Source organism: Enterobacter vonholyi (assembly GCF_040834095.1).
GTDB classification, from domain to species: Bacteria; Pseudomonadota; Gammaproteobacteria; order Enterobacterales; family Enterobacteriaceae; genus Enterobacter; species Enterobacter vonholyi.
The window spans coordinates 398,916-423,604 of record NZ_CP162152.1; the positions used below are offsets into that span (position 1 = coordinate 398,916).

Here is a 24,689-nt window from a genome sequence, read left to right on the forward strand (position 1 = left end):
AAGCTATCCCCATCTCTCAGGGCACTAGTCGGAAAACCGCATGCGGGCCGGCGTCATCCATAACTGATAATGACTTTCTCAAAGGAGAGCTATCAATGAGTATTCGTCCGTTACATGATCGTGTGATCGTCAAACGTAAAGAAGTTGAAACCAAGTCTGCTGGCGGCATCGTTCTGACCGGTTCTGCAGCAGCCAAATCAACGCGTGGCGAAATCATCGCTGTCGGTAAGGGCCGCATCCTGGAAAACGGAACTGTGCAGCCGCTGGACGTTAAAGTTGGTGACATCGTAATTTTCAACGATGGCTACGGCGTGAAATCCGAGAAGATCGACAATGAAGAAGTGTTGATCATGTCCGAGAGCGACATTCTGGCAATTGTTGAAGCGTAATTTACGCACGAGAATTTGAGGAAATAAGAACATGGCAGCTAAAGACGTAAAATTCGGTAACGACGCTCGTGTAAAAATGCTCCGCGGCGTAAACGTACTGGCAGATGCAGTTAAAGTGACTCTGGGCCCGAAAGGCCGCAACGTAGTGCTGGATAAATCCTTCGGCGCGCCAACCATCACCAAAGATGGTGTTTCTGTAGCACGTGAAATCGAGCTGGAAGACAAGTTCGAAAACATGGGTGCTCAGATGGTGAAAGAAGTTGCCTCTAAAGCGAACGACGCTGCAGGTGACGGTACCACCACCGCGACCGTTCTGGCGCAGGCGATCATCACCGAAGGTCTGAAAGCCGTTGCTGCGGGCATGAACCCAATGGATCTGAAACGTGGTATCGACAAAGCTGTCGCCTCCGCTGTTGAAGAACTGAAGGCGCTGTCCGTGCCGTGCTCTGACTCTAAAGCCATTGCTCAGGTTGGTACTATCTCCGCTAACTCCGACGAAACCGTAGGTAAACTGATCGCTGAAGCGATGGACAAAGTCGGTAAAGAAGGCGTAATCACCGTTGAAGACGGTACCGGTCTGGAAGACGAACTGGACGTGGTAGAAGGTATGCAGTTCGACCGCGGTTACCTGTCCCCATACTTCATCAACAAGCCAGAAACTGGCGCTGTTGAGCTGGAAAGCCCGTTCATCCTGCTGGCTGATAAGAAAATCTCCAACATCCGCGAAATGCTGCCAGTACTGGAAGCCGTTGCGAAAGCAGGCAAGCCTCTGGTTATCATCGCTGAAGACGTTGAAGGCGAAGCGCTGGCGACCCTGGTGGTTAACACCATGCGCGGTATCGTGAAAGTGGCTGCGGTTAAAGCACCTGGCTTCGGCGATCGCCGTAAAGCGATGCTGCAGGATATCGCTACCCTGACTGGCGGTACCGTGATCTCTGAAGAGATCGGTATGGAGCTGGAAAAAGCGACCCTGGAAGACCTGGGCCAGGCGAAACGCGTTGTGATCAACAAAGACACCACCACCATCATCGATGGCGTGGGTGAAGAAGCCGCTATTCAGGGCCGCGTTGGTCAGATCCGTAAGCAGATCGAAGAAGCGACTTCTGATTACGACCGTGAAAAACTGCAGGAGCGCGTAGCGAAACTGGCAGGCGGCGTTGCGGTAATCAAAGTCGGTGCTGCTACCGAAGTTGAAATGAAAGAGAAAAAAGCACGCGTTGACGATGCTCTGCACGCGACCCGTGCTGCGGTAGAAGAAGGCGTGGTTGCTGGTGGTGGTGTCGCGCTGGTGCGTGTTGCCGCTAAACTGGCTGGCCTGACCGCTCAGAACGAAGACCAGAACGTAGGTATCAAAGTTGCGCTGCGCGCAATGGAAGCCCCTCTGCGTCAGATCGTTTCTAACGCCGGTGAAGAGCCATCTGTGGTTGCGAACAACGTGAAAGCGGGCGAAGGTAACTACGGTTACAACGCAGCAACTGAAGAATACGGCAACATGATCGACTTCGGTATCTTGGATCCAACTAAAGTGACCCGTTCTGCTCTGCAGTATGCGGCCTCTGTTGCTGGTCTGATGATTACCACCGAGTGCATGGTGACCGACCTGCCTAAAGGCGATGCGCCTGATTTAGGTGCTGCTGGTATGGGCGGCATGGGCGGTATGGGCGGCATGATGTAATCGTGCGCTCTACGTCGTAGAATGTGAAAAACCCCCGGGCAGAAATGCTCGGGGGTTTTTCTTTTGGTCATCTTTTAGGTATAAGATTTACACACGGACAACTACTGTCCAGCTTATTGAAAACGAGGAATAACATGCGCGTAAAAGTCTGTGCAGGGATTGTAGGGGCAGCATTGCTGCTGGCGGGTTGTAGCTCCAGCAATGAGCTGTCGGCAGCGGGCCAGGGCGTTCGCTTTGTGGAAGATAAGCCTGGCAGTGAATGCCAGCTGTTAGGCACGGCAACCGGTGAGCAAAGCAACTGGATGTCAGGTCAGCATGGCGAAGAAGGTGGCTCGATGCGCGGTGCGGCGAATGCCCTGCGTAACCAGGCTGCGGCAATGGGCGGTAACGTCATTTACGGCGTGAGCAGCCCAACGCAGAGTATGCTGTCCAGCTTCGTGCCGACCGCCAGCCAGATGAACGGCCAGGTCTACAAGTGCCCGAACTGATTGCCTTTTCCCCTCTCCCTGTGGGAGAGGGTTAGGGTGAGGGGAAACTAGTGCTGTCGCAGCTGCAAATCCAGCGGCGTCTTGCTCGGCTCTCCGCCAATCTCCCGTGCCAGCTTCGGCACCATATAGCCTGAAACTAGCGTTAACAGTTCGCGCATAATCTGCCGGGCTTCTTCATCCGTTACCATGAAATGGGCCGCGCCCTGAACGCGATCCAGCACGTGCAGGTAATAGGGCATCACGCCCGCATCAAACAGGGCATTGCTCAGGTCAGCCAGCACGCGGGCGCTGTCATTCACGCCGCGCAGCAGCACGCTCTGGTTCAGCAGCGTTACGCCCGCTTTACGCAGACGCGCCATCGCCGCGCGAAAATCATCGTCAATTTCGTTCCCGTGGTTGATATGGTTCACCAGCAGCACCTGCAATCTTGACTGCTCCAGGCGTGACACCAGTCCGTCGGTGATCCGCGCGGGAATAACAATCGGCAAACGGCTATGAATGCGCAGACGTTTAATGTGCGGGATGGCTTCCAGCTGTGTCAGCAGCCAGTCCAGCTCGTGATCTTTTGCCATCAGCGGATCGCCTCCGGAAAAAATAATCTCATCCAGCTCTGAGTGGGCGGCAATATAGTCCAGCGCGACCTGCCAGTTGCGTTTATTGCCCTGGTTTTCGGCATATGGGAAGTGCCGACGGAAGCAATAACGACAATTTACCGCGCAGCCGCCCTTTACCAGCAGCAGGGCACGGTTGAGATATTTGTGCAGTAAACCAGGCACCACGCTGTTCTGCTCTTCCAGCGGATCGGTGCTGTATCCCGGCGCGGTGATAAACTCATCCTGCGAAGTAAGCGTTTGTTTTAATAGCGGATCGTCGGGGTTGCCTTTCTCCATCCGCGCCACAAACGCACGGGGAACGCGCAGGGCGAAAAGGCGCTTTGCCTCGCGGCCAGCAAGCAACTCTGGGTGCTGATCGAGGTCTAAAAGACGCAGCAATTCATCAGGACTGGTGATTACATCGGCAAGTTGCGATAACCAATCTTCTCTGGACGGGGTGTTTAGGGTTACAATATGCGCCATTTTGTGGCTTAGCTACCAGTTAACAAATTTAGAGGGCCTTATGGCAACGTACTATAGCAACGATTTTCGTGCTGGTCTTAAAATCATGATGGACGGCGAACCGTACGCGGTTGAAGCCAGCGAATTCGTTAAACCAGGTAAAGGCCAGGCATTCGCACGCGTTAAGCTGCGCCGTCTGCTGACCGGTACCCGTGTTGAGAAAACCTTCAAGTCTACTGACTCCGCTGAAGGCGCTGATGTTGTTGATATGAACCTGACCTATCTGTACAACGATGGCGAGTTCTGGCATTTCATGAACAACTCCACTTTCGAACAGCTGTCTGCTGATGAGAAAGCGGTAGGTGATAGCGCTAAATGGCTGCTGGACCAGGCTGAGTGCATCGTAACCCTGTGGAACGGTCAGCCTATCGCTGTGACCCCACCAAACTTCGTAGAACTGGAAATCGTTGAAACCGATCCAGGTCTGAAAGGTGATACCGCAGGTACCGGCGGTAAACCAGCCAAACTGTCTACCGGCGCAGTGGTTAAAGTTCCACTGTTCGTACAGACTGGCGAAGTGATCAAAGTGGATACCCGCTCCGGCGAATACGTGTCCCGCGTGAAGTAATTTACGTCATGATTGAAGGCGCAGCGCCCGCTGCGCCTGATTTTTGCAGGCAGGGATGATGAAACGTACCGTTAAAATTCTGCTTCTGTTAGCGCTTTCCAGTGCATTGCTTTCCGGCTGTAACACCACCCGTGGAATGGGACAAGATATCCAGGATCTCGGTCATATCATTTCTCACGCCGCCAGCTAAGTTCGTCTAATTTTCCTAAAAATGCTTCCTTTTCCGTCATCCGGCGGGATCTTGTCTATCCTTAAGTTGCTATACACAAAACAACTTTGGCTATAAAAGGAAGATATTATGGTTAAGAAGACAATTGCAGCGATCTTTTCAGTCCTGGTACTTTCTTCAGTATTAACAGCCTGTAATACCACGCGTGGCGTTGGTCAGGATATTTCTGAAGGTGGTAGCGCAATCTCTGGTGCGGCAACTAAAGCTCAGCAGTAATTAACCCACGGTACGAGACCAGCCGTTTCGTACCGTCAGCTTTTTGATTCCTGCAGGGATAAGAACGGAGAAAAACGCGTATCCATATGCAATTTCATGCGGATATTGCGTTTATAGGTATAGACCGTTTTTCCGTTGATACTCAGGTGGGCAGCAATCTTTTGATTGCTCGCGCCGTCCATCCATAATGTAAGCACTTTCTCTTCCTGCCGGGTCAGCAAGGGGGCGGCTGCCGTGGGCCTTTCAGCGCATGAGCGCGAGGTTAATGCATCATTTATAGTCGTTGCCACTTCTTCGAGACTGGCGTTTTTCAACAGCGACGACCACACCGGGAAGTGTCCGAGCCAGTCTGTCATGCCGTTGTCCTCTCCCGATTGCAGCAAAATAAACGGTAAGCGTTCACTGGCGTTGAGCAAAGACGAGAGCTGCTGAAAATGATGAATATCCTGCCTGAAGCCGTACAAATCGGCGATAACCAGCGTGGGTTTCCATTGCAGAATGTGCTCCCTGGCAAGGAACAGATTATTCAGCCCGGTCACAACGTAGTGTCCCGGGAACAAACCGGAATGATTGAGCCATGCTTCAAACCCCGTGCGGGTAAAGTGACAACGGTCAATCAAGAGAATTTTGAACATATTTTATTCGCAGTCGGCTAGTGGTTTGGCTTCCTGCCATCAGAAAGCACATCATCATAGAGAAGTCGGATGAGTGCTAAATGCCGGAACTACGCGCCATACTGCGGCTATTTCTTGCCTTAACGTGTTCAGCAAAAAAAGATTGAAAAAAAATAGCACGCTAACCAAAATATGGGGCGTAATCTCTGCCTTACGGGACGACCCGTAAGCGTTTCTTTCACCGGGGACGGCCCCAACTTCTATTAAGTTAAGGAGCCTGAAATGTCCTGGATCATTCTTTTTATTGCCGGTCTGCTCGAAGTGGTTTGGGCGATTGGTCTCAAGTACACCCACGGATTTACCCGCCTGACGCCCAGCGTTATTACCGTAACCGCGATGATCGTGAGTATTGTCCTGTTATCCTGGGCGATGCGCTCGCTACCTGTGGGAACGGCTTATGCCGTCTGGACGGGCATTGGTGCGGTGGGGGCCGCCATCACCGGCATTCTGCTACTGGGAGAGTCAGCGAGTCTGGCGCGTATCGCCAGCCTCGCCTTGATTGTAGCGGGGATCATTGGGCTTAAGCTCAGCACCCATTAATGGGGTTGTTTTACCCAGATCAGTTTTGACACATCAAACCCTTGCCGGGTCGCGACGTCCAGCATCTGCTGTTTCATTTCTGACGAAATAGTTGGCGTGCGGGAAAGTATCCACAGATAGTCGCGATCCGGCCCGCAGACCAGCGCGTGACGGTACTCTCTGTCGAGCGCGATCACGTTATAGCCACCATAAAACGGGCCAAAGAAAGAGACTTTTAGCGCGGCCCGTCGCGGGTCGCCCGTGAAGTACGCTTTCCCAATCGACTGCTGCCACATCTCCCGATCGGGATTATAGCCCCGGTTGATCACCTGAATACCGCCATCATCCATCGGGCTGTAATTTGCAGTGACCTTCTCTAAGCCCTGCTCAAACCGATGGTCGAGGCGCGCGATTTCATACCATGTTCCAAGGAAGCGTTGTGCATCAAAAGGCGTGACGACGGTAACGCCAGGCGGTGGGGTAGGGGAACTGCAGGCAACCACTAAAAACGCGGCTGTCACCGCGGCGATAACAGGCAGAATGCGCATAGGAGTTTCCTTACTGTTTTTTGTTAAGTGTAGATGACGGCAAGGAAAATGTGGTTTTTGTGCGGTGTGTTTCGCCGGGTAAGCGCAGCGCCACCCGGCAATGTTTTACTGCAGCGCGTCGAGGATACGGTATGCCGCCTCAACGCGGGCAGGGTTCGGATAGCTTTTATTCGCCAGCATCACAATGCCGAGCTGTTTTTCAGGAATAAATGCCACGTAGCTGCCAAACCCGCCGGTTGAGCCTGTTTTATGGACCCAGGACGCGTTGACCAGCGGTGCCGGTGGATTCACTTCTCTCGCAGGCAGCGGTGCCAGCGCCACCTTATTGTCGCTGCCTTCAACCACGGTTTTGGCATCGACCGGCCAGTTAAGCATTTCCCAACCTAACCCTTGATACATGGCCCCCACGCGCCAGTAGCGAGACTGCGCCAGGGCAATGCCTTTCCTGAGTGAACTATCCTGAAGCGAGTCCGGCTTCATGTTGACCATCACCCAGCTTGCCATATCCTGCACGTTGGTTTTTACGCCATAGGCTTCTGCATCCAGCATTCCTGGCGAAACGTGGACCGCTTTACCGTCGCGGTATCCCCAGGCGTAATGCGCCTCTTCCGTTTTCGGAACGTTAATCCAGGTATGGTTCAGATTGAGCGGCTTAAAGATTCGCGTCGTCATGGCCTGCTCATAGCTCATGCCGGAAGGTTTAACCGCCAGCGCGCCAAAAAGACCGATGCTGGCATTGGCGTAAAGACGCGTGGTGCCCGGCTTCCACTGCGGCTGCCAGTTTTGATAAAAGCGCAGCAGAGAGGCGTTATCCGTGACCTCATCCGGTACCTGTAACGGCAGACCGCCTGCGGTATAGGTTGCCAGCTCCAGCATGTGAATGCCCTGCCACTGCTTGCCCGTCAGTTCAGGCCAGTATTTTGTCACCGGATCGCCGAGCGATATTTCACCGCGAGCAATGGCATCGCCACCCAGTACGCCGGTGAAGGTTTTACTTATAGAACCTAGTTCGAACAAGGTTTGTGGGGTGACGGGTTTGTTTGCCGCAACATCGGCTTTACCGAAGGTAAAGTAGTGCGGCTGACCCTGATAAATCACCGCCACCGCCATGCCCGGAATGGCCTGCGCTTTCATCAGCGGCGTAACGGTACGTTCCACCACCTCAGCCAGCTGTTTTTCGGACATCGGTGCGGCGAATGCAGAGCTGGCAACGCTGAGCAGCAGGGCACAGCTTAGGGATTTTGTCATCATCAGTTATCTTCCGTAATAGCAGTTCAAGGGAGTGTCCGGGCCCGTCAGACCGCTGTAGTCTGTTGGATTTGACTATGGCTGACAAACGGTTAAATTTAGCATTAGCTGTTAATTTTTCTAACGGACGAGACCATGACGCGCAGCTATCTTCCTCTGAACTCCCTGCGGGCGTTTGAAGCAGCCGCCAGGCACCTCAGTTTTACGCATGCCGCTATTGAGCTGAATGTCACCCATTCCGCGATTAGCCAGCACGTCAAGACGCTGGAGCAGCACCTTAACTGCCAGCTTTTCGTTCGCGTTTCGCGAGGGCTGATGTTGACTACCGAAGGCGAGAATTTGCTGCCGGTGCTGAATGACTCGTTCGATCGTATCGCCGGAATGCTGGATCGCTTTGCCAGCCAGCGCGCGCAGGAGAAGCTCAAAATTGGCGTGGTCGGGACATTTGCGACGGGGGTGTTATTCTCGCAGCTCGCGGACTTCCGCCGCTGCTATCCGCATATTGATCTTCAGCTTTCCACCCATAACAACCGTGTCGATCCGGCGGCTGAAGGACTTGATTACGCCATTCGTTATGGCGGCGGGGCGTGGCACGGCACGGAAGCGACGTTTCTTTGCCCCGCACCGCTTGCGCCGCTTTGCACACCTGACATTGCTGCCGCGTTGCACACCCCTGCCGATATCCTGAAGTTTACCCTCCTGCGCTCTTACCGGCGCGACGAGTGGACAGCCTGGATGCAGGCTGCGGGTGAAAATCCGCCTTCACCGACGCACCGGGTAATGGTATTTGATTCGTCCATCACCATGCTGGAAGCCGCGCAGGCAGGTACGGGCATCGCGATTGCCCCTGTCGATATGTTCACCCATCTGCTGAACAGCGAGCGCATCGTGCAGCCATTTGCAACGCAGATTGACCTCGGCAGCTACTGGCTCACGAGGCTGCAGTCACGGGCAGAAACGCCCGCAATGCGCGAGTTTGCCCAGTGGCTGGTGGGGAAGATGCAGAAATAAAAGGCCCGCCTGATGGCGGGCCTGAAGCGTCAGATGGTGACCACGGCAATCAGCGTTACTACGGTCAGGATGGTTGCCAGACCGTAGAAAACCCATTTCCCGCTCGGGACATGGATTTTCAGGTCATGCATCGCATGGTGAATACGGTGCAGGCCACACCACAGCGGCAGGACGATCATCAGGAAGATGAACACGCGGCCGATAAAGCTGCTCGCGAACGCCAGTACGCGTTCGTAGCCCAGCGCATCTCCCGGGAAGAGCCCCAGCGGTAGCATAATGCCGACCAGCAGTATGATGACGGGGGCGATGATGGCACTCCACATGCCGCCTGCGCCAAACAGACCCCAGAAGACCGGCTCGTCAGAACGTTTTGGATTTGGATTGATCACAGTAGTCTCCTTACCAGTACAGTGCGACAAACAGAATGACCACAGTGACCAGAATCGTCACTGCCCAGAGCCCTTTAATCACCGGCTCTGGCCCCATTTTCTCGTCTTTTACGATGATGTTCGCCGCTTTTGGCGCCAGCTCAAACCAGGTTTTGGTATGAAGCAGCGCGGCCGCGAGCACGATCAGGTTCAGAACAACAATGATCGGGTTTTGCAGGAAACCGACGAAGCTGGCCCAGGCTTCCGGGCCATGCTTGAGGGCAAAAACGCCGTACATCAGCTCAAGGCTGAACCAGACCGCCGGTACCGCCGTGCCTTCACGCAGCATGTAGAAGCGATAAAACGGCAGATTTTTCCACCAGGTTGACGGCACAGGCCGCACGTAGGCTTTGCGTTTAGTCGTCATCATGCACTCCTTAGCGTGGTTTCAGGGTAGCGATAAGAAAGTCTTTCGAGCTTTCCACTTTACCCTGCTGAATTGCGGCGGCCGGGTCGACGTGCTTCGGACAGACTTCGGAGCAATAACCCACAAAGGTACAGCTCCAGACGCCGTTCTGGCTATTGAGCTGCGCCATACGTTCTTTTTTACCGTGATCGCGGCTGTCCTCGTTATAGCGGTGCGCCAGGGTAATGGCGGCCGGGCCGATGAACTCCTTGTTCAGGCCAAACTGTGGACAGGCGGCGTAGCAAAGACCGCAGTTGATGCAGCCTGAGAACTGATGGTATTTCGCCATCTGCGCCGGCGTCTGGGTGTTTGGCCCCTGATCCGGCGTGCGCGGGTTACCAATGATGTATGGCTTAATGGCTTCCAGGCTTTCGATAAAGTGGGTCATATCGACCACCAGATCGCGTTCAATCGGGAAGTTGCCCAGCGCTTCGACCTTAATGCCCTTGGTGTATTCGCGCAGGAAGGTCTTACAGGCCAGCTTCGGCACTTTGTTGACCATCATGCCGCAGGATCCGCAGATTGCCATGCGGCAGGACCAGCGGTAGCTCAGGTCTGGCGCCAGGTTGTCTTTGATATAGCCGAGCGCATCCAGCAGGGAGGTTTGCTCATCATAAGGGACTTCATAGAAAGCGCTGTGCGGTGCGGCGTCCACTTCCGGATTGTAGCGCACCACTTCAACCTTCATTTTTTGCATCTCAGCCATTCGCCTTCTCCTTCTTCTCGGCGGCTTCTGCTTCTGCACCGTACACGCGTTTAGCCGGCGGCAGCGTGGTGATTTTCACGTTGCTGTAGTCCAGACGTGTGGTGCCATCCGCATCGCGCCAGGCGAGAGTGTGTTTCAGGAAATTGACGTCGTCACGTTCGGTGCAGCCTTCGTCCAGACGCTGGTGGGCTCCACGCGACTCTTTACGCGCCAGCGCAGAGTGCGCCATACATTCCGCTACGTTCAGTCCGTGGCCCAGCTCGATAGTGTAGAGCAGGTCGGTGTTGAATACGCTGGAGGTATCGGTGATGCGCACGCGCTTGAAGCGCTCCTGCAGTTCCGCCAGCTTGTCGACGGTTTTTTGCATCAGCTCTGGCGTACGGTAGATACCGCAGCCTTCTTCCATCGACAGGCCCATCTCGTCGCGGATCTTAGACCAGTTCTCGTTACCCTCCTGGTTCACCAGATCTTTCAGGCGTTTTTCAACGTCTGTAACCTGCGCATCCAGTGCGGCACCGTTGGCTTCGCCTGCGGTAGCCGCCCGCTCCATCGCGCGCTCGCCCGCCATGCGGCCAAAGACGACCAGCTCTGCCAGCGAGTTAGACCCAAGACGGTTGGCGCCGTGCAGGCCCACAGAGGAACACTCGCCGACGGCGAACAGGCCTTTAATTCGGGTTTCGCACTGCTGGTCGGTTTCGATCCCGCCCATGGTGTAGTGCGCCGTTGGACGTACCGGAATCGGCTCTTTCACCGGGTCGACGCCAACGTAGGCTTTTGCCAGCTCGCAGATGAACGGAAGACGTTCCAGCAGCTTCTTCTCGCCCAGATGACGCAGGTCGAGGTGAACGACGTCGCCTCGCGGCGTGGAGATAGTGTTGCCTTTGCGCCACTCGTGCCAGAAGGCCTGAGAGACTTTGTCGCGCGGGCCAAGTTCCATGTATTTGTTCTTCGGCTCGCCGAGCGGGGTTTCCGGGCCCATGCCGTAATCCTGCAGATAGCGGTAGCCGTTTTTGTTGACCAGAATACCGCCCTCACCGCGGCAGCCTTCCGTCATCAGAATGCCGGAGCCTGGCAGGCCGGTTGGGTGATACTGGACGAACTCCATATCGCGCAGGGGTACGCCATGGCTGAGCGCCATGCCCATGCCGTCACCGGTGACGATGCCGCCGTTGGTGTTATAACGATAAACGCGACCCGCACCGCCCGTCGCCATCACTACCGCGTTGGCGCGGATCTGGACAAGCGTGCCTTCCATCATATTCATCGCCACCAGGCCGCGCGCGTGTCCGTCATCAACCAGAATGTCGAGGACGAAATGTTCATCGAAGCGCTGAATTTGTGGGAACTGAAGGGAGGTCTGGAACAGGGTGTGCAGCATGTGGAAGCCGGTTTTATCAGCGGCGAACCAGGTGCGTTCAATCTTCATTCCGCCAAAGCGGCGAACGTTGACGCTGCCGTCCGGACGGCGGCTCCACGGACATCCCCACTGTTCAAGCTGGGTCATTTCCGTTGGACAATGATGCACAAAGTAGTCAACGACATCCTGTTCGCAAAGCCAGTCGCCCCCTGCAACCGTGTCGTGGAAATGGTATTCAAAGCTGTCATGATCCTGCGCAACGGCGGCGGATCCTCCTTCTGCTGCCACAGTGTGGCTACGCATTGGATAGACTTTTGAAATCAATGCGATTTTAGCGTTGGGATTAGCTTGTGCTGCAGCAATCGCAGCACGTAATCCAGCCCCGCCAGCGCCTATTACGGCAAGATCGGCTTGAAAAGTTTGCACGACATTCCTCCAGATTTTTGTTATTTCGCAACGCGACAAACTAAAGGTAGTTCACCCGTCCAAAAGGACGATTGCGAAAGCGTTTCCACTGCTCCTTTATGGGTAAAACAGTATAACCGTGTAGATGTCAGGGAAATTTGACGTGTTCGATTTTTTTGCTGTTCTGTACGGCGATTTATCATGAAGATTGATGAAATACGTCACGAAAAAGTTCACCTAAATGAAATGCGCTTTTTTACTGCGCAAAATTTGTCTCTGCCCCTGCTAACGAGTAGACTTCGTGCCCTTGTCTGAAATCGGAGAACAACTCATGAGCGAAACGGCCACCTGGCAGCCGAGCGCATCCATCCCTAATCTGTTAAAACGCGCTGCAATTATGGCGGAGATCCGCCGTTTCTTTGCCGACCGCGGAGTCCTTGAGGTGGAAACGCCGTGCATGAGTCAGGCAACGGTAACGGATATTCATCTGGTCCCGTTTGAAACCCGTTTTGTTGGCCCCGGCCACTCTCAGGGGATGAATTTGTACCTGATGACCAGCCCGGAATATCACATGAAACGCCTGCTGGCGGCGGGGTGTGGTCCGGTCTATCAGCTGTGCCGCAGTTTCCGTAATGAAGAGATGGGTCGTCACCACAACCCGGAATTCACCATGCTGGAGTGGTACCGCCCGCATTATGATATGTACCGCCTGATGAATGAGGTGGACGATCTGCTCCAGCAGGTGCTGGACTGTTCAGAAGCCGAAACGCTCTCCTATCAGCAGGCTTTCCAACGCCATCTGGAAATCGATCCGCTGTCGGCGGATAAAACCCAGCTGCGTGAAGTAGCGGCAAAGCTGGATCTGAGCAACGTGGCGGATAACGAAGATGATCGCGACACGCTGCTGCAGCTGCTGTTCACCTTCGGCGTAGAACCGCAGATTGGCAAAGACCGTCCGACGTTTGTCTATCACTTCCCGGCAAGCCAGGCTTCACTGGCGCAGATCAGTACCGAAGATCATCGTGTCGCAGAGCGTTTTGAGGTCTATTACAAAGGCATCGAACTGGCGAACGGCTTCCACGAACTGACTGATGCCCGCGAGCAGCAGCAGCGCTTCGAGCAGGATAACCGCAAGCGCGCCGCGCGCGGTCTGCCGCAGCAGCCTATTGATGTTAATTTGCTTGAAGCCTTAAAAGCGGGTCTGCCGGATTGCTCCGGCGTGGCGCTGGGTGTGGATCGTCTGGTGATGCTGGCCCTGGGCGCAGAGCAGCTTGGCGATGTGATTGCGTTTACCGTAGATCGCGCCTGACGGCAGTTAACCCTCTCCCGTGGGAGAGGGTCGCCCTGCTTATCTTACAAACTCCCCGCCGGGCGCGTACGCGCCGCTGACGTCAACGTTCTTCCCGTTTTACGCCCGTCCAGGCTTTCCAGACGCATCTGGAACGGTGGGAACGGCATATCAATACCGTGCTCGCGGAAGCCTGCCAGAATCAGCTGGTGGATCTCATGGCGCAGCGGCATACGGTGGCCCATTTCGGCGGCGTAGATACGCAGCTCGAAAATCTGGATCCCCTGCTGTAAATCCACCAGGAACACTTCCGGTGCCGGGTTATCGATCACCAGCGAGCAGCGCTCTGCGGCTGTGTAGAGGATCTGGGTGACCTCTTCGCTGTTGGCGTCCGACGGCGCCGGTACCGTCAGCACCACACGGGTAACGGAGTCTGACAGCGACCAGTTGATGAACTGCTCGGTAATAAACGCCTTATTCGGTACGATGATCTCTTTGCGATCCCAGTCGCTGATCGTTGTCGCACGTGTGTTGATCTTCGTGATGCTGCCGGTCAGATCGCGGATCGTGACGGTATCGCCAATACGGATCGGTTTTTCGAACAGAATGATCAGGCCAGAGATGAAGTTGGCGAAAATCTCCTGTAAACCAAAACCTAACCCTACACCAAGGGCCGCCACCAGCCACTGCAGCTTCGACCACTCAATACCGATCATCGAGAAGCCAACCAGTCCGCCAAACAGCATGATCAGATATTTGGTTATGGTCGTAATCGCATAACCCGTCCCCGGCGTTAAATCCAGATGCTGCAGCAGCGCCAGCTCCAGCAGCGCCGGGAAGTTGCGCACCAGCTGCGTGGTAATGATCAGCACCAGAATGGCAATCAGCACCGCCCCTAAGGTGATCGGCTCCAGGCTTTCAACACCCTGCACCGTGGACGTCACGTCCCAGAGAGAGATGTTCTCCAGGAAGCCGAATGCGGAGTGGATCTCTGACCACAGGAAGATCACCGACAGGAGGGCAATCAGCATCAGTATGGAACGAACCAGACGCAGGGACTGGGTGCTGATGGCATCCAGATCCAGTTCGACCTCGTCCGCCTCCGTCGTGCCTTCCGTACTGTTGACGTGGTTTGGCTCTTCCTCACCTCGCGCGCGCTGGGCGAGGATCTCTGCCCGGCGATGCTTGGCTCGGTCAAAGGCCAGACGGCGGCGCTGGATCAGCATCCAGCGGCGGATCACGTGGTACACCACCAGCAGCAGGAACCAGATTGCCACCGAGGTTTCCAGCCTTGCCAGCAGCGCCTGCGCGGTTGCCAGATAGCCCACCGCGGCCGCCAGCATCGCAAACAGCGGCGCGCTAAGCAGCAGGTTCCAGAGCAGCCGGTTGAACATGTTTTCGCCGCTGCCGGATTTATCGAGATAGAGCGGAATACCCGCGCGTTTCAGGCTGAGCGTGACGATGGCCAGCGCCCCGCATATCAGCATAAAGCAGAGACGGCCCAGCGAGCCTGAGAATTCCCGATCGTTGAGATTGTCGAACATGATCAGCGCCATAATCAGCGGCACAATCAGCCCGATGCTCATCAGGTAGTAACGCATGGCGCGCGCAACGCGATTACGCGGCCAGCCAAAGTGGGTGATAAACAGGCCATTGGGGCGCGCGAAGGTGGCGCAAATCATGACTACCCACAGCAGCGGCACCGTGGCGGTGACGCCATCGCCAATCGCGACCGCGAGCGGATAGGGCCAGGCTTCCCGCAGGCCATACCCCAGCGTCATCCACAGCACCGGCAGCGGGGAGGCGACAAGAATCGACCAGAATACGGTGCGCAACGTTAGCCAGAAGTGATCCTGGGTGACTTTCCCGACCCTGGAGCTGGAACGCTCCAGGAAGCGAGTGAAATGTCTGCGCGAGTAAATGCTGAAGCCCACCAGAATCAACGCCCCCAGCAGCGGGAAAATGGTCTCTTTGCTGGTGAACATCATCACGCTGGCCTGTCCCAGCTGGCTGAAGGTGTCCAGCGAAATCAGGCGGCGCAGGTCCTGGACGATCTCAATCGGCCACGAGAAGGTCATCGGACGCACGTCGGACGTCCAGAAGAGATAACGGTGCGTCGCCTCGTTCACCTCTTTCAGCGCATCTTCCAGCTGGCTATTGGAGACTTTTAGCTTGGTCAGCTCCAGAATCAGCGTATCCCCGCCCTGGAGCAAAGAGTTCAGCAGTTCACGCTGGGTACGCAGCTGGGCTTCCAGAATACGGTTTTGCTCGCTGGTCAGGGGCTGTCCGTCAGCCTGACGGATCTGGCGGATTTGCGGCTGTTTATTAAGGAGATCTTCAAAGTGCAGTCGCTGAACGCGCAGCTGGGCCATCTCGGTATCCAGCTGTTGCGGCTTCGGCATTTCCGGCAGGCGTGCGACCTGGGCACGTAGCGCTTCGCCCAGCAGGTTTGATGACCCGAGCCACTGGGACTGCTCGCGCAGGGTGTTGAGCGCCTGGCGAACCTGAAGGGTTTGATTGGTGGCCTGACGCTGCTGCGAGGCAACCAGATCCATACGCTGCGCCTGCTGATTCAGCGCGGCAGAAAGCTCGCGGTTGACCTTAAACTGTTCGACGATTCCGGCAGGCAAGTTATCGCTGTTTTCTGCCAGCAGTTCGGTACTTTCCAGCGCGCGCTCCGCCTCGCGTTGACGCTGACTGTTGAGCTGATTGCGCAGGGCCTGGAGATACGCATCCAGTTGCTCGCTCTGCTTCTGAGCGAGTTCAGAGCGCATCCGCGACAGCTCCTGGCGGTTATTGGCGGAAAGCTGCGCCAGCTCAAGCTCATCGACAAGGGCCTTCAGGCGAGCCGATTCTGCCTGAAAGCCCAGATTTTGGGCCTGAGCCTGTGGCGTATTGCCGCTTTGCGTGCCCACGCGGCGCTCAACTTCATTTAGCTGGCGACGGGCGTCGGTTTGCTGCTGCGGAAGCTGGCTGAGGGAGTCGGCAATTTCGCGCGCGCGCTCCTGCTCCTGCTGAGCAAGGCGGCTCTTTTCCAGAAGCTGGCTGCTGACCTGCAGGATCTCCTGGTTCAGCGCATCGGAGGTCATCCCTGCGGGAACATCGCGCGGTTCGTCACGCAGATTATTGAGCTGCGCGCGCAGCGTCTGCGAGAGTTTGGGGAAGTTGTCGATAACCTGCTGATACTGCTGAGCGCGCTCAAGAGAGCCTTTCCGCTCCTCAAGCGCGTTCAGGGCAGCCTGGAGCGACTCGACGGTCTCTGGCTGAGCGGGTTTGGCCGCTTTTGCCTGCTCCAGTTCCTGGGTTATCTGTTTGGCGTCGGGGGCTGTCGCTGCGTACGCCCCCATGCTGAGGCACCAGGCCATCAGTAGAACGATAATCGGGCGCACGTCAGCGATCCTTCTGTTGTTAGCCTTCGTCTTTTTTGTCGTCAACCAGCGGGCTGGCGTCGTGCTCGGCGTTAATCTCTTCCTGTGACAGCGGTGCTGGTTCTGCTTCCGGCGTCACGAAGGTTTCGGTTGAGACCGCCAGCGGCTGACCCAGCTTGGTGACCGACAGGCTTTCGAGCTGTTCAGCCAGCTTCACTTTGCCAGGTGCAAACAGGTTGATCACGGTGGAGCCCAGCTTAAAGCGACCCATCTCCTGACCTTTGAGCAGGGCCACAGAGCCTTCCGCTTCACCGGCAGGCCAGGTCCAGCGTTTGATCACGCCTTCGCGCGGTGGGGTGATGGTGCCGGCCCAGACGGTTTCTATGCTGCCTACGATGGTTGCACCCACCAGAATCTGTGCCATAGGGCCAAATTCAGTATCGAACAGACAGATGACGCGCTCGTTACGGGCAAACAGGTTCGGCACGTTCTGCGCGGTCAGGTGGTTTACGGAGAACAGGTCGCCCGGGACGTAAATCATTTCACGCAGGATACCGTTACACGGCATATGCACGCGGTGATAGTCGCGCGGTGACAGATAGGTAGTGGCAAACGTACCGTTGCGGAACAGATCCGCCATCAGGTAGTTACCTGCCAGCAGCGCTTCCAGACTGTAGTTATGGCCCTTCGCCTGCAGGATTTTGTCGTCTTCGATGTTACCCAACTGGCTGATCACGCCGTCTGCTGGCATCACCAGGACGTTAGGATCGGTGTTCAGCGGGCGCACTTCGTCACGCAGCGGGCGCACGAAGAACTCGTTGAAGGTGCGGTAGCTGGCGGTGTCCGGCTTTTGCGCCTCTTTCATGTCGACCTTGTAATATTTTACGAAAAGATCGATGACCAGTTTGGTCAGCCAGCCTGCGCGTTTGCTCGCGCCCCAGCCCGCCAGGCGAGTGAGCCACAGTTTTGGCAGAATGTATTGAAGCGAAAGTTTAAATGCGTTTAACAAGGTAGCCTCCAGGCCATTGTTTTGTCGTTCCTGATCCGGCGTTAAGCCGCCGGAACCTGAAAAAAGGGGACGATTTTAGCGATGCTTAGCTTAGTTGTCAGTTATCAGAATCAGAAAAGCTTTTACGCGTTTTTACCTGATCCATGCTCTCAAGAATGCGGTGGTAATTCTCGAAGCGGGTCTCCGCGATCTCGCCTTTCTCAACCGCTTCACGAATAGCGCAGCCTGGGTCATTATCGTGTTTACAGTCGCGGTACTTGCAAGCGCCTAAATAGTCATGGAATTCGACAAATCCGTTAAAGATTTGTTCCGGCTCCAGATGCCATAAACCGAACTCACGCACCCCTGGGGAGTCAATCACGTCGCCGCCGTGCGGGAAGTGGTACAGGCGTGACGCGGTGGTGGTGTGCTGGCCCAGACCCGAGACATCAGAGACATCGTTGGTCAGGATCTCTTGCTGGAGGCCAAGCAGGTTGTTCAGCAGGCTTGATTTACCTACGCCGGACTGGCCCGCAAAGATACTGATGCGGTCGGTAAGCGCCTCTTCCAGCGGTTTAAGACCATCTTTGGTGTGGCTGGAGACCATCAGCACGCGATAACCAATTTTGCGGTAGATATCCATCTGCTCATTCACGAAGGCCATGCCGTCGTCATCCAGCAGATCGATTTTGTTCAATACGATAATCGGTTCAACCTGCAGCGTTTCGCAGGCGACAAGGTATCGATCGATAATATTGAGCGAAAGTTCAGGCAAAATCGCCGATACGATAACAATCTGGTTAATATTAGCGGCAATCGGTTTGACCCCGTCGTAGAAGTCGGGACGGGTTAACACGGACGTGCGCTCATGGACCGCTTCAACGATACCTTTTACCGTCACGCCTTCCGCCGCCTCTTTGCCCGGTCTCCAGACGACGCGATCGCCGGTCACCAGGGAACGAATGGTCCGGCGGATATTGCAACGGTGAATATCCCCGTCGGCGGATTCGACATCGGCATGCATACCGAAACGGCTGATGACTACGCCTTCTGTCGCTTCACCAAACAGGTTGTCGTCATAATCCGGCTTCTCCGAAGTGGTTTTAAGACGGCGCTGGTGGTTGGCGTTTACGCGGCGCTGCTGCCCTTTGGAGAGTTTATTTTTACTCAATCGCGCTGGCTCCTGGTCGCCCGTAAGGGGCAAAACCTCTATGATACACTCTAATTAATACTAGTTAACCTGCTACTGCCGGTTATGCGAGAAGGGTGGAAAATAACATGAGCGCGGATGAAAACAACCTGATTTGGATCGATCTCGAAATGACCGGGCTGGATCCCGAGCGCGATCGCATCATTGAAATTGCAACTCTGGTGACGGACGCCAACCTGAATATCCTGGCTGAAGGGCCAACGATTGCGGTGCATCAGTCCGACGACCAGCTGGCTTTGATGGATGAATGGAACGTGCGTACCCACACCGGAAGTGGCCTGGTGGAGCGCGTGAAGGCGAGCACGTTCGGCGACCGTGAGGCGGAGCTGGCGACGCTTGAGTTCCTGAAAGAGTGGGTTCCGGCAGGCAAATCCCCTATCTGCGGCAATAGCATCGGCCAGGATCGCCGTTTCCTGTTTAAGTACATGCCGGAGCTGGAATCTTACTTCCACTACCGTTATCTGGATGTCAGCACTTTGAAAGAGCTGGCGCGTCGCTGGAAGCCTGAAATCCTCGACGGCTTTAAAAAGCAGGGGACGCACCAGGCAATGGACGATATCCGAGAGTCCGTGGCGGAGCTTTCTTACTACCGTGAAAACTTTATTAAGCTGTGATTTTGCGATCCGGCGCCTTGCGTGGCCGGGTTTTTGTCGTTAAATTGTTCAGCTTGCCGATTTAATAAGCATTTGAACTTAATTTCGAAAAAATCGCTTTAAGGGGGGTTGCAGCTAAAAGGATTTCTCGTATAATGCGCCTCCCGTAACGACAGAGAATTACACGTTACGACAGCAACAAAAGCAGTGCAGATTTGCGGGAATAGCTCAGTTGGTAGAGCACGACCTTGCCAAGGTCGGGGTCGCGAGTTCGAGTCTCGTTTCCCGCTCCAAAATTTGAAAAGTGCTTTCACAGCACAGACTGCCCAAGCGGGAATAGCTCAGTTGGTAGAGCACGACCTTGCCAAGGTCGGGGTCGCGAGTTCGAGTCTCGTTTCCCGCTCCAAAATTTGAAAGTGCTTCCACAGCACGGACCACCCAAGCGGGAATAGCTCAGTTGGTAGAGCACGACCTTGCCAAGGTCGGGGTCGCGAGTTCGAGTCTCGTTTCCCGCTCCAAATTCTTCTTCATCTCTAAAATATCCACAGCGAAAAGCGTCGCTGGGGAAGTTTTCTATTGTCTCTGAAATAATCTTGTGAACAGAGTTATCCACAGAAACTGCGCTTAACCGAAACAGGGTTAAAACTTAGCAGGGTGAATAATATCTCCATAACGCGCTGTATTTAAAACATAAAATTTGATTTCAAAATGTTATTGAGATCACTTGACCTCTTCTCCAGCCCAGATGGCGCTTGAGTTTGTAATTTTATTCACAGGCTGTGAATAGTTCAGACATCCCGCGGAAGCCCTTTTTCAATCACCCTCACCAGACGCTGTTTCTTCGGCAGCTGCACCTCGACAACGCAGGCATTACGTTTCTCAATTTGCTGCGCAATCGCCCACTCGATGTGCTCATCAAGAAGTGGGTGCTCACCTCGACGGCTTTCAAGCGCCCGTATATTCGCTTCCTCCCACGGGGCATTCCCCAGCGCGACGGCAACATTACGCAGCCAGCGCAAATGACCAATACGGCGAATGGCCGAACCCTCCGTCACTTTCAGGAACCATGCTTCGCTCCAGGCGAACAGTTCAATGAGCTGCGGCGCATGCAGCGCCTTACGCGGGCTGAAATCCTCTTCGTCCGTTAGCTGCGAATAGCGGTTCCACGGGCAGATGAGCTGGCAATCGTCGCAGCCGTAGATGCGGTTGCCGATAAGCGGCCGGAACTCCTCTGGAATAGCCCCTTCCAGCTCGATAGTGAGGTAGGAGATGCAGCGGCGTGCATCAACAGTGTAAGGCTCGACGATAGCACCCGTCGGGCAGATGGTCATGCAGGCCACGCAGCGCCCGCAGCCTTCTTCGACCGGGCCGTCTACCGGCAGCGGTAAATCAATCAGCAGTTCGCCCAGGAAGAAGAACGATCCGGCGTCACGGCTGAGGATAAGTGAGTGCTTACCTGTCCATCCAAGCCCGGCTTTTTCGGCGATCGGGCGCTCAAGAATAGGCGCAGAATCGACAAAGGGTCTAAAATTCAGCGAAACACAGTGCTGCTGAATGGTTTCCCCGAGTTTTTTTAAGCGGTTACGCAAGAGCTTATGGTAATCACGACCCAAAGCGTACCGGCTGACGTAACCCAAAGAGGGATTTTTTAGCGTGCGCGCAAAGGCCGCGTTGGCGGGTAGATAGTTCATGCGCACGCTGATGACGCGTAATGTGCCCGGCAAAAGCTCGTGAGGACGGGCGCGCATCATGCCATGACGCGCCATCCATTCCATTTCGCCGTGGTATTGTTTGTCCAGCCAGGCCTGCAGTTTCGGCTCGCTGGCGGAAAGGTCGGTATCGGTAATGCCCACCTTCTGGAAGCCAAGCTCAGCACCCCACTGTTTTATTTTTTGCGCTAATTCATTGAAATCGAGGGGCTGTGACATGACGGACCATACGGTGAAGAAAAACCCCGCAAGTATACCACATTCCATCTGGCATGCGGATGACCTCCGGCGTGCCGAAAAAGAGGCCGCAGACAGCCTCGGGATTACCCTCTATGAACTGATGCTACGTGCGGGTGAGGCGGCGTTTAACGTTGCCCGCAGCGCGTACCCGCAGGCTGCTCACTGGCTGATTCTGTGCGGGCACGGCAATAACGGCGGTGACGGCTACGTCGTCGCCCGTTTGGCGGTTGTGGCCGGTATCCGCGTGACCTTGCTGGCTCTCGAAAGTGATAAACCGCTGCCGGAAGAGGCTGGCGCGGCGCGGGAGGCATGGCTTAACGCAGGCGGTGTAATTCATGCGCCTGATATCGTCTGGCCGGAAGAGGTGGATCTGATTGTTGATGGTCTTCTGGGCACCGGGCTGCATAGCGCGCCGCGCGAAAATATTGCCGCGCTTATTGAACACGCTAACAGACATTCCGCGCCGGTAGTCGCCCTGGATATTCCCTCTGGCCTGATTGCACAAACCGGCGCGACGCCGGGAGCGGTCATTGAGGCTGCACATACGGTGACCTTCATCGCCCTCAAGCCGGGGCTACTGACCGGTAAAGCACGAGACGTCGTTGGCGTTTTGCACCACCATGCGCTGGGGCTGGAGAGCTGGCTGTCCGGGCAGGAAACGCACCTGGCGCGTTTTGATGCGTCGCAGCTTGCAGCGTGGCTCCCGCCGCGCCGACCAACGTCCCATAAGGGCGATCACGGCAGGCTGGTGATTGTGGGAGGAGACCACGGTACGGCTGGTGCGATTCGTATGACGGGTGAAGCGGCTCTGCGCAGCGGTGCCGGATTAGTGCGAGTGCTCACTCGCATTGAGAATATTGCGCCCATAATCACCGCTCGGCCGGAACTGATGGTCCATGAGCTTACGCCCCAGGCGCTTGAAGAATGCCTGGAATGGGCGGATGTGGTGGTGATTGGCCCCGGGCTTGGGCAGCAGTCATGGGGTAAACAGGCCCTGCAAAAGGTCGAGAATTTTCGTAAACCGATGCTGTGGGATGCCGACGCGCTTAACCTTCTGGCAATAAACCCGGATAAGCGTCACAATCGCATTCTGACACCACACCCCGGCGAAGCCGCGCGCCTGCTTAACTGCAGCGTGGCAGAAATTGAAAACGATCGCTTACTTTCTGCTCAGCGTCTGGTAAAACGTTACGGAGGTGTTGCTGTTTTAAAAGGGGCAGGAACCATTGTTGCCAGTGATGAGATGCTGGGCATTATTGATGCCGGAAATGCGGGCATGGCGAGCGGCGGAATGGGCGATGTGCTTTCCGGCATCATTGGCGCATTGCTTGGACAGAAACTTCCCCTTTATGATGCAGCCTGTGCGGGCTGCGTGGCCCACGGTGTCGCGGCGGATAAACTGGCTGCGCGTTACGGTACACGCGGTATGCTGGCCACGGATCTTTTTTGCACGCTGCGGCGTGTTGTTAACCCGGATGTGATTGACGTAGAAAATGACTAATCGAGCGATTCCTTTACCTGATGAACAAGCCACTTTAGAACTCGGCAAGCGCGTGGCGCAGGCCTGTCAGGGGGCAACCGTCATTTATCTGTATGGTGATTTAGGTGCGGGTAAAACCACCTTCAGCCGGGGTTTTTTGCAGGCGTTAGGGCATAACGGGAATGTGAAAAGCCCAACCTACACGCTGGTAGAACCGTACACCCTTGAAAATCTCATGGTGTACCACTTCGATTTATACCGCCTTGCGGATCCTGAGGAGCTGGAATTTATGGGGATCCGTGATTATTTTGCCAACGACGCCATTTGCCTGGTGGAGTGGCCGCAACAAGGTGCGGGTGTGCTGCCTGACCCGGATGTCGAAATTCACTTAAATTACCAGGCTCAAGGGCGTGAGGCACGCATCAGTGCTGTTTCCTCATCAGGCAGTTCCTTACTGGCGCGTCTGGCCGGTTAAGCGTAGGGATGACGGGATGATAAATCGCGTTAAAGGTTGGGTGTTGGCTGCCACCGTGCTGCTGTGCGCGCAGGCCGGGGCGGCAAACCTCTCAGATATTCAGGTATCTAACGGCGAAAGCCAGGCTCGAATCACGTTCAGCTTTATGGGCGATCCTGAGTATGCGTTTTCACAGCCAGACAGCCACAGCGTGGCGCTGGATATCAAGCAGACAGGCGTGATCCAGGGATTACCGCTGCGGTTTAGCGGCAACAACCTGGTGAAAAGTATCCGTTCGGGTACGCCGCAGGATAGCCAGTCGTTACGCCTGGTGGTCGATCTGACCGAAAAGGGCAAAACGAAGGCGGTGAAGCAGCAAAACGGGGCGAACTATACGGTGGTCTTTACCATCAATGCCGACGCACCGCCACCGCCACCACCGGTCGTAGCGAAGCGGGTGGAAGAACCGGTGTATACGCCGCGTCCTGCTGAACCTGCGCGTAATCCGTTTAAATCGCAGAACGATCGCATCACTGCGGCAACCAGCAGCGATACGGTGACGCGTCCGGCGGCCAGCGCGCGACGCGCGACGGTCAGTGGTGACAAAGTGATTATCGCCATTGATGCGGGTCACGGCGGGGAAGATCCCGGGGCGATTGGTCCTGGCGGCACGCGAGAGAAAAACGTAACTATCGCTATCGCGCGTAAACTGCGTTCGCTACTCAATGACGACCCTATGTTTAAAGGCGTGTTGACCCGCGATGGGGATTACTTTATCTCCGTAATGGGGCGCTCGGATGTGGCGCGTAAGCAAAACGCAAACTTCCTGGTCTCCATTCATGCGGACGCCGCACCGAATCGTAGCGCCACCGGCGCCTCGGTTTGGGTGCTGTCGAACCGTCGCGCTAACAGCGAAATGGCCAACTGGCTGGAAGAGCATGAAAAGCAGTCTGAACTGCTAGGCGGTGCGGGCGACGTGCTGGCGAACAGCCAGTCCGATCCGTACCTCAGCCAGGCGGTGCTGGATTTACAGTTCGGTCATTCTCAGCGCGTCGGGTATGATGTCGCCACTAACGTATTGAACCAGCTGCAAAGCGTTGGCGTGCTGCATAAGCGTCGTCCGGAACATGCCAGCCTCGGCGTTCTGCGCTCGCCGGATATTCCGTCCATCCTTGTAGAGACGGGCTTTATCAGTAACAACGGTGAAGAGCGTCTGTTGGGAAGCGACAGTTACCAGCAGCAAATTGCCGAAGCGATTTATAACGGTTTACGCAAATATTTTGAGGCGCATCCTCTGCAGTCTGCGCCGCAGAGCGGCGCTGCCCAGACGGCCAGCGCAGCGCTGCCGGGTGAGATGACCGCGACCAACTAAGGAGA

At 55.5% G+C, this 24,689-nt stretch carries 25 protein-coding genes and 3 tRNA genes; 16 read left to right on the plus strand and 12 right to left on the minus strand.

All coding sequences use genetic code 11. The features are described from left to right. The first annotated feature begins 95 nt into the window (after window positions 1–95). The 3 genes from AB3N39_RS01860 (at window position 96) to AB3N39_RS01870 (ending at window position 2,552) form a co-directional block, all read left to right on the plus strand. Entirely contained in the window at window positions 96–389 is a 294-nt protein-coding gene (locus AB3N39_RS01860) for a co-chaperone GroES (RefSeq protein WP_003855929.1), read from the plus strand. A 31-nt stretch (window positions 390–420) separates the two neighbouring features. Further along, window positions 421–2,064, plus strand: coding sequence for a chaperonin GroEL (groL, locus tag AB3N39_RS01865; RefSeq protein WP_023310114.1), 1,644 nt, complete (start codon window positions 421–423; stop codon window positions 2,062–2,064). A gap of 134 nt (window positions 2,065–2,198) precedes the next feature. Beyond that, a complete protein-coding gene (locus tag AB3N39_RS01870; RefSeq protein WP_023310115.1) occupies window positions 2,199–2,552 on the plus strand; it encodes a DUF4156 domain-containing protein in 354 nt (117 codons plus the stop codon). Window positions 2,553–2,599: 47 nt separating this feature from the next. On the opposite strand, the gene epmB is transcribed toward AB3N39_RS01870, so the two are convergent. Beyond that, the gene (gene epmB, locus AB3N39_RS01875; protein WP_111965409.1) at window positions 2,600–3,628 is read right to left on the minus strand and encodes an EF-P beta-lysylation protein EpmB; all 1,029 of its coding nucleotides are present in this window, start codon (window positions 3,626–3,628) and stop codon (window positions 2,600–2,602) included. 40 nt (window positions 3,629–3,668) lie between these two features. Here epmB and efp point away from each other — a divergent pair, with 40 nt between their 5' ends. The 3 genes from efp to ecnB all read left to right on the plus strand — a co-directional run bounded on the left by efp (window position 3,669) and on the right by ecnB (window position 4,680). After that, entirely contained in the window at window positions 3,669–4,235 is a 567-nt protein-coding gene (efp, locus tag AB3N39_RS01880) for an elongation factor P (RefSeq protein ID WP_008502940.1), read from the plus strand. Window positions 4,236–4,293: 58 nt separating this feature from the next. Then, window positions 4,294–4,425, plus strand: coding sequence for an entericidin A/B family lipoprotein (locus tag AB3N39_RS01885; RefSeq protein WP_024907352.1), 132 nt, complete (start codon window positions 4,294–4,296; stop codon window positions 4,423–4,425). 108 nt (window positions 4,426–4,533) lie between these two features. Then, window positions 4,534–4,680: a lipoprotein toxin entericidin B gene (ecnB, locus tag AB3N39_RS01890; RefSeq protein WP_003025482.1), complete on the plus strand. Its 147-nt coding sequence runs from the start codon at window positions 4,534–4,536 to the stop codon at window positions 4,678–4,680. 35 nt (window positions 4,681–4,715) lie between these two features. Here ecnB and AB3N39_RS01895 read toward each other — a convergent pair whose 3' ends face one another. Further along, window positions 4,716–5,315, minus strand: coding sequence for a LuxR C-terminal-related transcriptional regulator (locus AB3N39_RS01895; RefSeq protein WP_115876639.1), 600 nt, complete (start codon window positions 5,313–5,315; stop codon window positions 4,716–4,718). Window positions 5,316–5,576: 261 nt separating this feature from the next. Here AB3N39_RS01895 and sugE point away from each other — a divergent pair, with 261 nt between their 5' ends. Continuing rightward, window positions 5,577–5,894 carry a quaternary ammonium compound efflux SMR transporter SugE gene (gene sugE, locus AB3N39_RS01900; RefSeq protein WP_006178944.1) on the plus strand — a complete coding sequence of 106 codons (318 nt, stop codon included), beginning with the start codon at window positions 5,577–5,579 and terminating at the stop codon, window positions 5,892–5,894. On the opposite strand, the gene AB3N39_RS01905 is transcribed toward sugE, so the two are convergent. Both AB3N39_RS01905 and AB3N39_RS01910 read right to left on the minus strand, forming a co-directional pair. Continuing rightward, on the minus strand, window positions 5,891–6,421 hold the full coding sequence (locus AB3N39_RS01905; protein ID WP_045888999.1) for a lipocalin family protein: 531 nt from the start codon (window positions 6,419–6,421) through the stop codon (window positions 5,891–5,893). The two genes, sugE and AB3N39_RS01905, sit on opposite strands and share 4 nt — an antisense overlap. Before the next feature lie 105 nt (window positions 6,422–6,526). Beyond that, window positions 6,527–7,672: a cephalosporin-hydrolyzing class C beta-lactamase MIR-14 gene (locus AB3N39_RS01910; RefSeq protein ID WP_063860838.1), complete on the minus strand. Its 1,146-nt coding sequence runs from the start codon at window positions 7,670–7,672 to the stop codon at window positions 6,527–6,529. Between the two features lie 132 nt (window positions 7,673–7,804). Here AB3N39_RS01910 and ampR point away from each other — a divergent pair, with 132 nt between their 5' ends. Then, window positions 7,805–8,680, plus strand: coding sequence for a LysR family transcriptional regulator AmpR (gene ampR / locus AB3N39_RS01915; protein WP_143344557.1), 876 nt, complete (start codon window positions 7,805–7,807; stop codon window positions 8,678–8,680). Window positions 8,681–8,709: 29 nt separating this feature from the next. On the opposite strand, the gene frdD is transcribed toward ampR, so the two are convergent. Genes frdD through frdA form a run of 4 tightly spaced genes read right to left on the minus strand, consistent with a single transcriptional unit; the run spans window position 8,710 to window position 12,003 of the window. Next, complete coding sequence (gene frdD / locus AB3N39_RS01920) at window positions 8,710–9,069, minus strand: fumarate reductase subunit FrdD (protein ID WP_020882959.1); 360 nt, start codon at window positions 9,067–9,069, stop codon at window positions 8,710–8,712. 10 nt (window positions 9,070–9,079) lie between these two features. Next, entirely contained in the window at window positions 9,080–9,475 is a 396-nt protein-coding gene (frdC, locus tag AB3N39_RS01925; protein WP_133295394.1) for a fumarate reductase subunit FrdC, read from the minus strand. Window positions 9,476–9,485: 10 nt separating this feature from the next. Then, the gene (locus tag AB3N39_RS01930) at window positions 9,486–10,220 is read right to left on the minus strand and encodes a succinate dehydrogenase/fumarate reductase iron-sulfur subunit (protein WP_023310124.1); all 735 of its coding nucleotides are present in this window, start codon (window positions 10,218–10,220) and stop codon (window positions 9,486–9,488) included. After that, a complete protein-coding gene (frdA, locus tag AB3N39_RS01935; RefSeq protein WP_136195723.1) occupies window positions 10,213–12,003 on the minus strand; it encodes a fumarate reductase (quinol) flavoprotein subunit in 1,791 nt (596 codons plus the stop codon). Before frdA ends, AB3N39_RS01930 begins: the two co-directional genes overlap by 8 nt. A gap of 310 nt (window positions 12,004–12,313) precedes the next feature. On the opposite strand from frdA, the gene epmA reads away from it, so the two are divergent. Beyond that, a complete protein-coding gene (gene epmA / locus AB3N39_RS01940; protein ID WP_133293621.1) occupies window positions 12,314–13,291 on the plus strand; it encodes an elongation factor P--(R)-beta-lysine ligase in 978 nt (325 codons plus the stop codon). A 44-nt stretch (window positions 13,292–13,335) separates the two neighbouring features. Here the strand turns inward: epmA and mscM are convergent, their stop codons facing one another. From mscM to rsgA, 3 genes are all read right to left on the minus strand, one after another. After that, complete coding sequence (gene mscM / locus AB3N39_RS01945) at window positions 13,336–16,659, minus strand: miniconductance mechanosensitive channel MscM (protein ID WP_133293622.1); 3,324 nt, start codon at window positions 16,657–16,659, stop codon at window positions 13,336–13,338. Between the two features lie 19 nt (window positions 16,660–16,678). Beyond that, window positions 16,679–17,647 carry an archaetidylserine decarboxylase gene (gene asd, locus AB3N39_RS01950; protein WP_115876634.1) on the minus strand — a complete coding sequence of 323 codons (969 nt, stop codon included), beginning with the start codon at window positions 17,645–17,647 and terminating at the stop codon, window positions 16,679–16,681. A gap of 97 nt (window positions 17,648–17,744) precedes the next feature. Then, window positions 17,745–18,797: a small ribosomal subunit biogenesis GTPase RsgA gene (gene rsgA / locus AB3N39_RS01955; protein WP_367897017.1), complete on the minus strand. Its 1,053-nt coding sequence runs from the start codon at window positions 18,795–18,797 to the stop codon at window positions 17,745–17,747. A 107-nt stretch (window positions 18,798–18,904) separates the two neighbouring features. Between rsgA and orn the strand changes: the two genes are divergently transcribed. From orn to AB3N39_RS01975, 4 genes are all read left to right on the plus strand, one after another. Then, window positions 18,905–19,450, plus strand: a complete 546-nt coding sequence (gene orn / locus AB3N39_RS01960) for an oligoribonuclease (protein ID WP_367897018.1) — start codon at window positions 18,905–18,907, stop codon at window positions 19,448–19,450. 196 nt (window positions 19,451–19,646) lie between these two features. Next, a tRNA-Gly gene (locus tag AB3N39_RS01965) sits at window positions 19,647–19,722 on the plus strand. A gap of 37 nt (window positions 19,723–19,759) precedes the next feature. Further along, window positions 19,760–19,835 (plus strand) — tRNA-Gly (locus AB3N39_RS01970). Between the two features lie 36 nt (window positions 19,836–19,871). Next, window positions 19,872–19,947: transfer RNA gene (locus tag AB3N39_RS01975), tRNA-Gly, on the plus strand. A gap of 270 nt (window positions 19,948–20,217) precedes the next feature. Here AB3N39_RS01975 and queG read toward each other — a convergent pair. Further along, window positions 20,218–21,357 (minus strand): tRNA epoxyqueuosine(34) reductase QueG, encoded by a 1,140-nt coding sequence (gene queG / locus AB3N39_RS01980; protein WP_133293623.1) that lies wholly within the window; start codon window positions 21,355–21,357, stop codon window positions 20,218–20,220. Between queG and nnr the strand changes: the two genes are divergently transcribed. From nnr to amiB, 3 genes are read left to right on the plus strand one after another with little or no spacing between them, the layout of a single operon-like run. Further along, complete coding sequence (nnr, locus tag AB3N39_RS01985; RefSeq protein WP_143344558.1) at window positions 21,356–22,879, plus strand: bifunctional ADP-dependent NAD(P)H-hydrate dehydratase/NAD(P)H-hydrate epimerase; 1,524 nt, start codon at window positions 21,356–21,358, stop codon at window positions 22,877–22,879. The genes queG and nnr overlap by 2 nt on opposite strands. Continuing rightward, window positions 22,872–23,333, plus strand: coding sequence for a tRNA (adenosine(37)-N6)-threonylcarbamoyltransferase complex ATPase subunit type 1 TsaE (tsaE, locus tag AB3N39_RS01990; RefSeq protein WP_143344559.1), 462 nt, complete (start codon window positions 22,872–22,874; stop codon window positions 23,331–23,333). The genes nnr and tsaE overlap by 8 nt, the downstream gene beginning before the upstream one ends. Before the next feature lie 16 nt (window positions 23,334–23,349). Further along, window positions 23,350–24,684, plus strand: coding sequence for an N-acetylmuramoyl-L-alanine amidase AmiB (amiB, locus tag AB3N39_RS01995; protein WP_136195719.1), 1,335 nt, complete (start codon window positions 23,350–23,352; stop codon window positions 24,682–24,684). Window positions 24,685–24,689: the final 5 nt, after the last annotated feature.

Coding starts and splice junctions, on each gene's coding strand:
- AB3N39_RS01860 (WP_003855929.1), top strand. CDS start 96: ATGAGTATTCGTCCGTTACATGATCGTGTGATCGTCAAACGTAAAGAA.
- groL (WP_023310114.1), top strand. CDS start 421: ATGGCAGCTAAAGACGTAAAATTCGGTAACGACGCTCGTGTAAAAATG.
- AB3N39_RS01870 (WP_023310115.1), top strand. CDS start 2,199: ATGCGCGTAAAAGTCTGTGCAGGGATTGTAGGGGCAGCATTGCTGCTG.
- epmB (WP_111965409.1), bottom strand. CDS start 3,628: ATGGCGCATATTGTAACCCTAAACACCCCGTCCAGAGAAGATTGGTTA.
- efp (WP_008502940.1), top strand. CDS start 3,669: ATGGCAACGTACTATAGCAACGATTTTCGTGCTGGTCTTAAAATCATG.
- AB3N39_RS01885 (WP_024907352.1), top strand. CDS start 4,294: ATGAAACGTACCGTTAAAATTCTGCTTCTGTTAGCGCTTTCCAGTGCA.
- ecnB (WP_003025482.1), top strand. CDS start 4,534: ATGGTTAAGAAGACAATTGCAGCGATCTTTTCAGTCCTGGTACTTTCT.
- AB3N39_RS01895 (WP_115876639.1), bottom strand. CDS start 5,315: ATGTTCAAAATTCTCTTGATTGACCGTTGTCACTTTACCCGCACGGGG.
- sugE (WP_006178944.1), top strand. CDS start 5,577: ATGTCCTGGATCATTCTTTTTATTGCCGGTCTGCTCGAAGTGGTTTGG.
- AB3N39_RS01905 (WP_045888999.1), bottom strand. CDS start 6,421: ATGCGCATTCTGCCTGTTATCGCCGCGGTGACAGCCGCGTTTTTAGTG.
- AB3N39_RS01910 (WP_063860838.1), bottom strand. CDS start 7,672: ATGATGACAAAATCCCTAAGCTGTGCCCTGCTGCTCAGCGTTGCCAGC.
- ampR (WP_143344557.1), top strand. CDS start 7,805: ATGACGCGCAGCTATCTTCCTCTGAACTCCCTGCGGGCGTTTGAAGCA.
- frdC (WP_133295394.1), bottom strand. CDS start 9,475: ATGACGACTAAACGCAAAGCCTACGTGCGGCCTGTGCCGTCAACCTGG.
- AB3N39_RS01930 (WP_023310124.1), bottom strand. CDS start 10,220: ATGGCTGAGATGCAAAAAATGAAGGTTGAAGTGGTGCGCTACAATCCG.
- epmA (WP_133293621.1), top strand. CDS start 12,314: ATGAGCGAAACGGCCACCTGGCAGCCGAGCGCATCCATCCCTAATCTG.
- orn (WP_367897018.1), top strand. CDS start 18,905: ATGAGCGCGGATGAAAACAACCTGATTTGGATCGATCTCGAAATGACC.
- nnr (WP_143344558.1), top strand. CDS start 21,356: ATGACGGACCATACGGTGAAGAAAAACCCCGCAAGTATACCACATTCC.
- queG (WP_133293623.1), bottom strand. CDS start 21,357: ATGTCACAGCCCCTCGATTTCAATGAATTAGCGCAAAAAATAAAACAG.
- tsaE (WP_143344559.1), top strand. CDS start 22,872: ATGACTAATCGAGCGATTCCTTTACCTGATGAACAAGCCACTTTAGAA.
- amiB (WP_136195719.1), top strand. CDS start 23,350: ATGATAAATCGCGTTAAAGGTTGGGTGTTGGCTGCCACCGTGCTGCTG.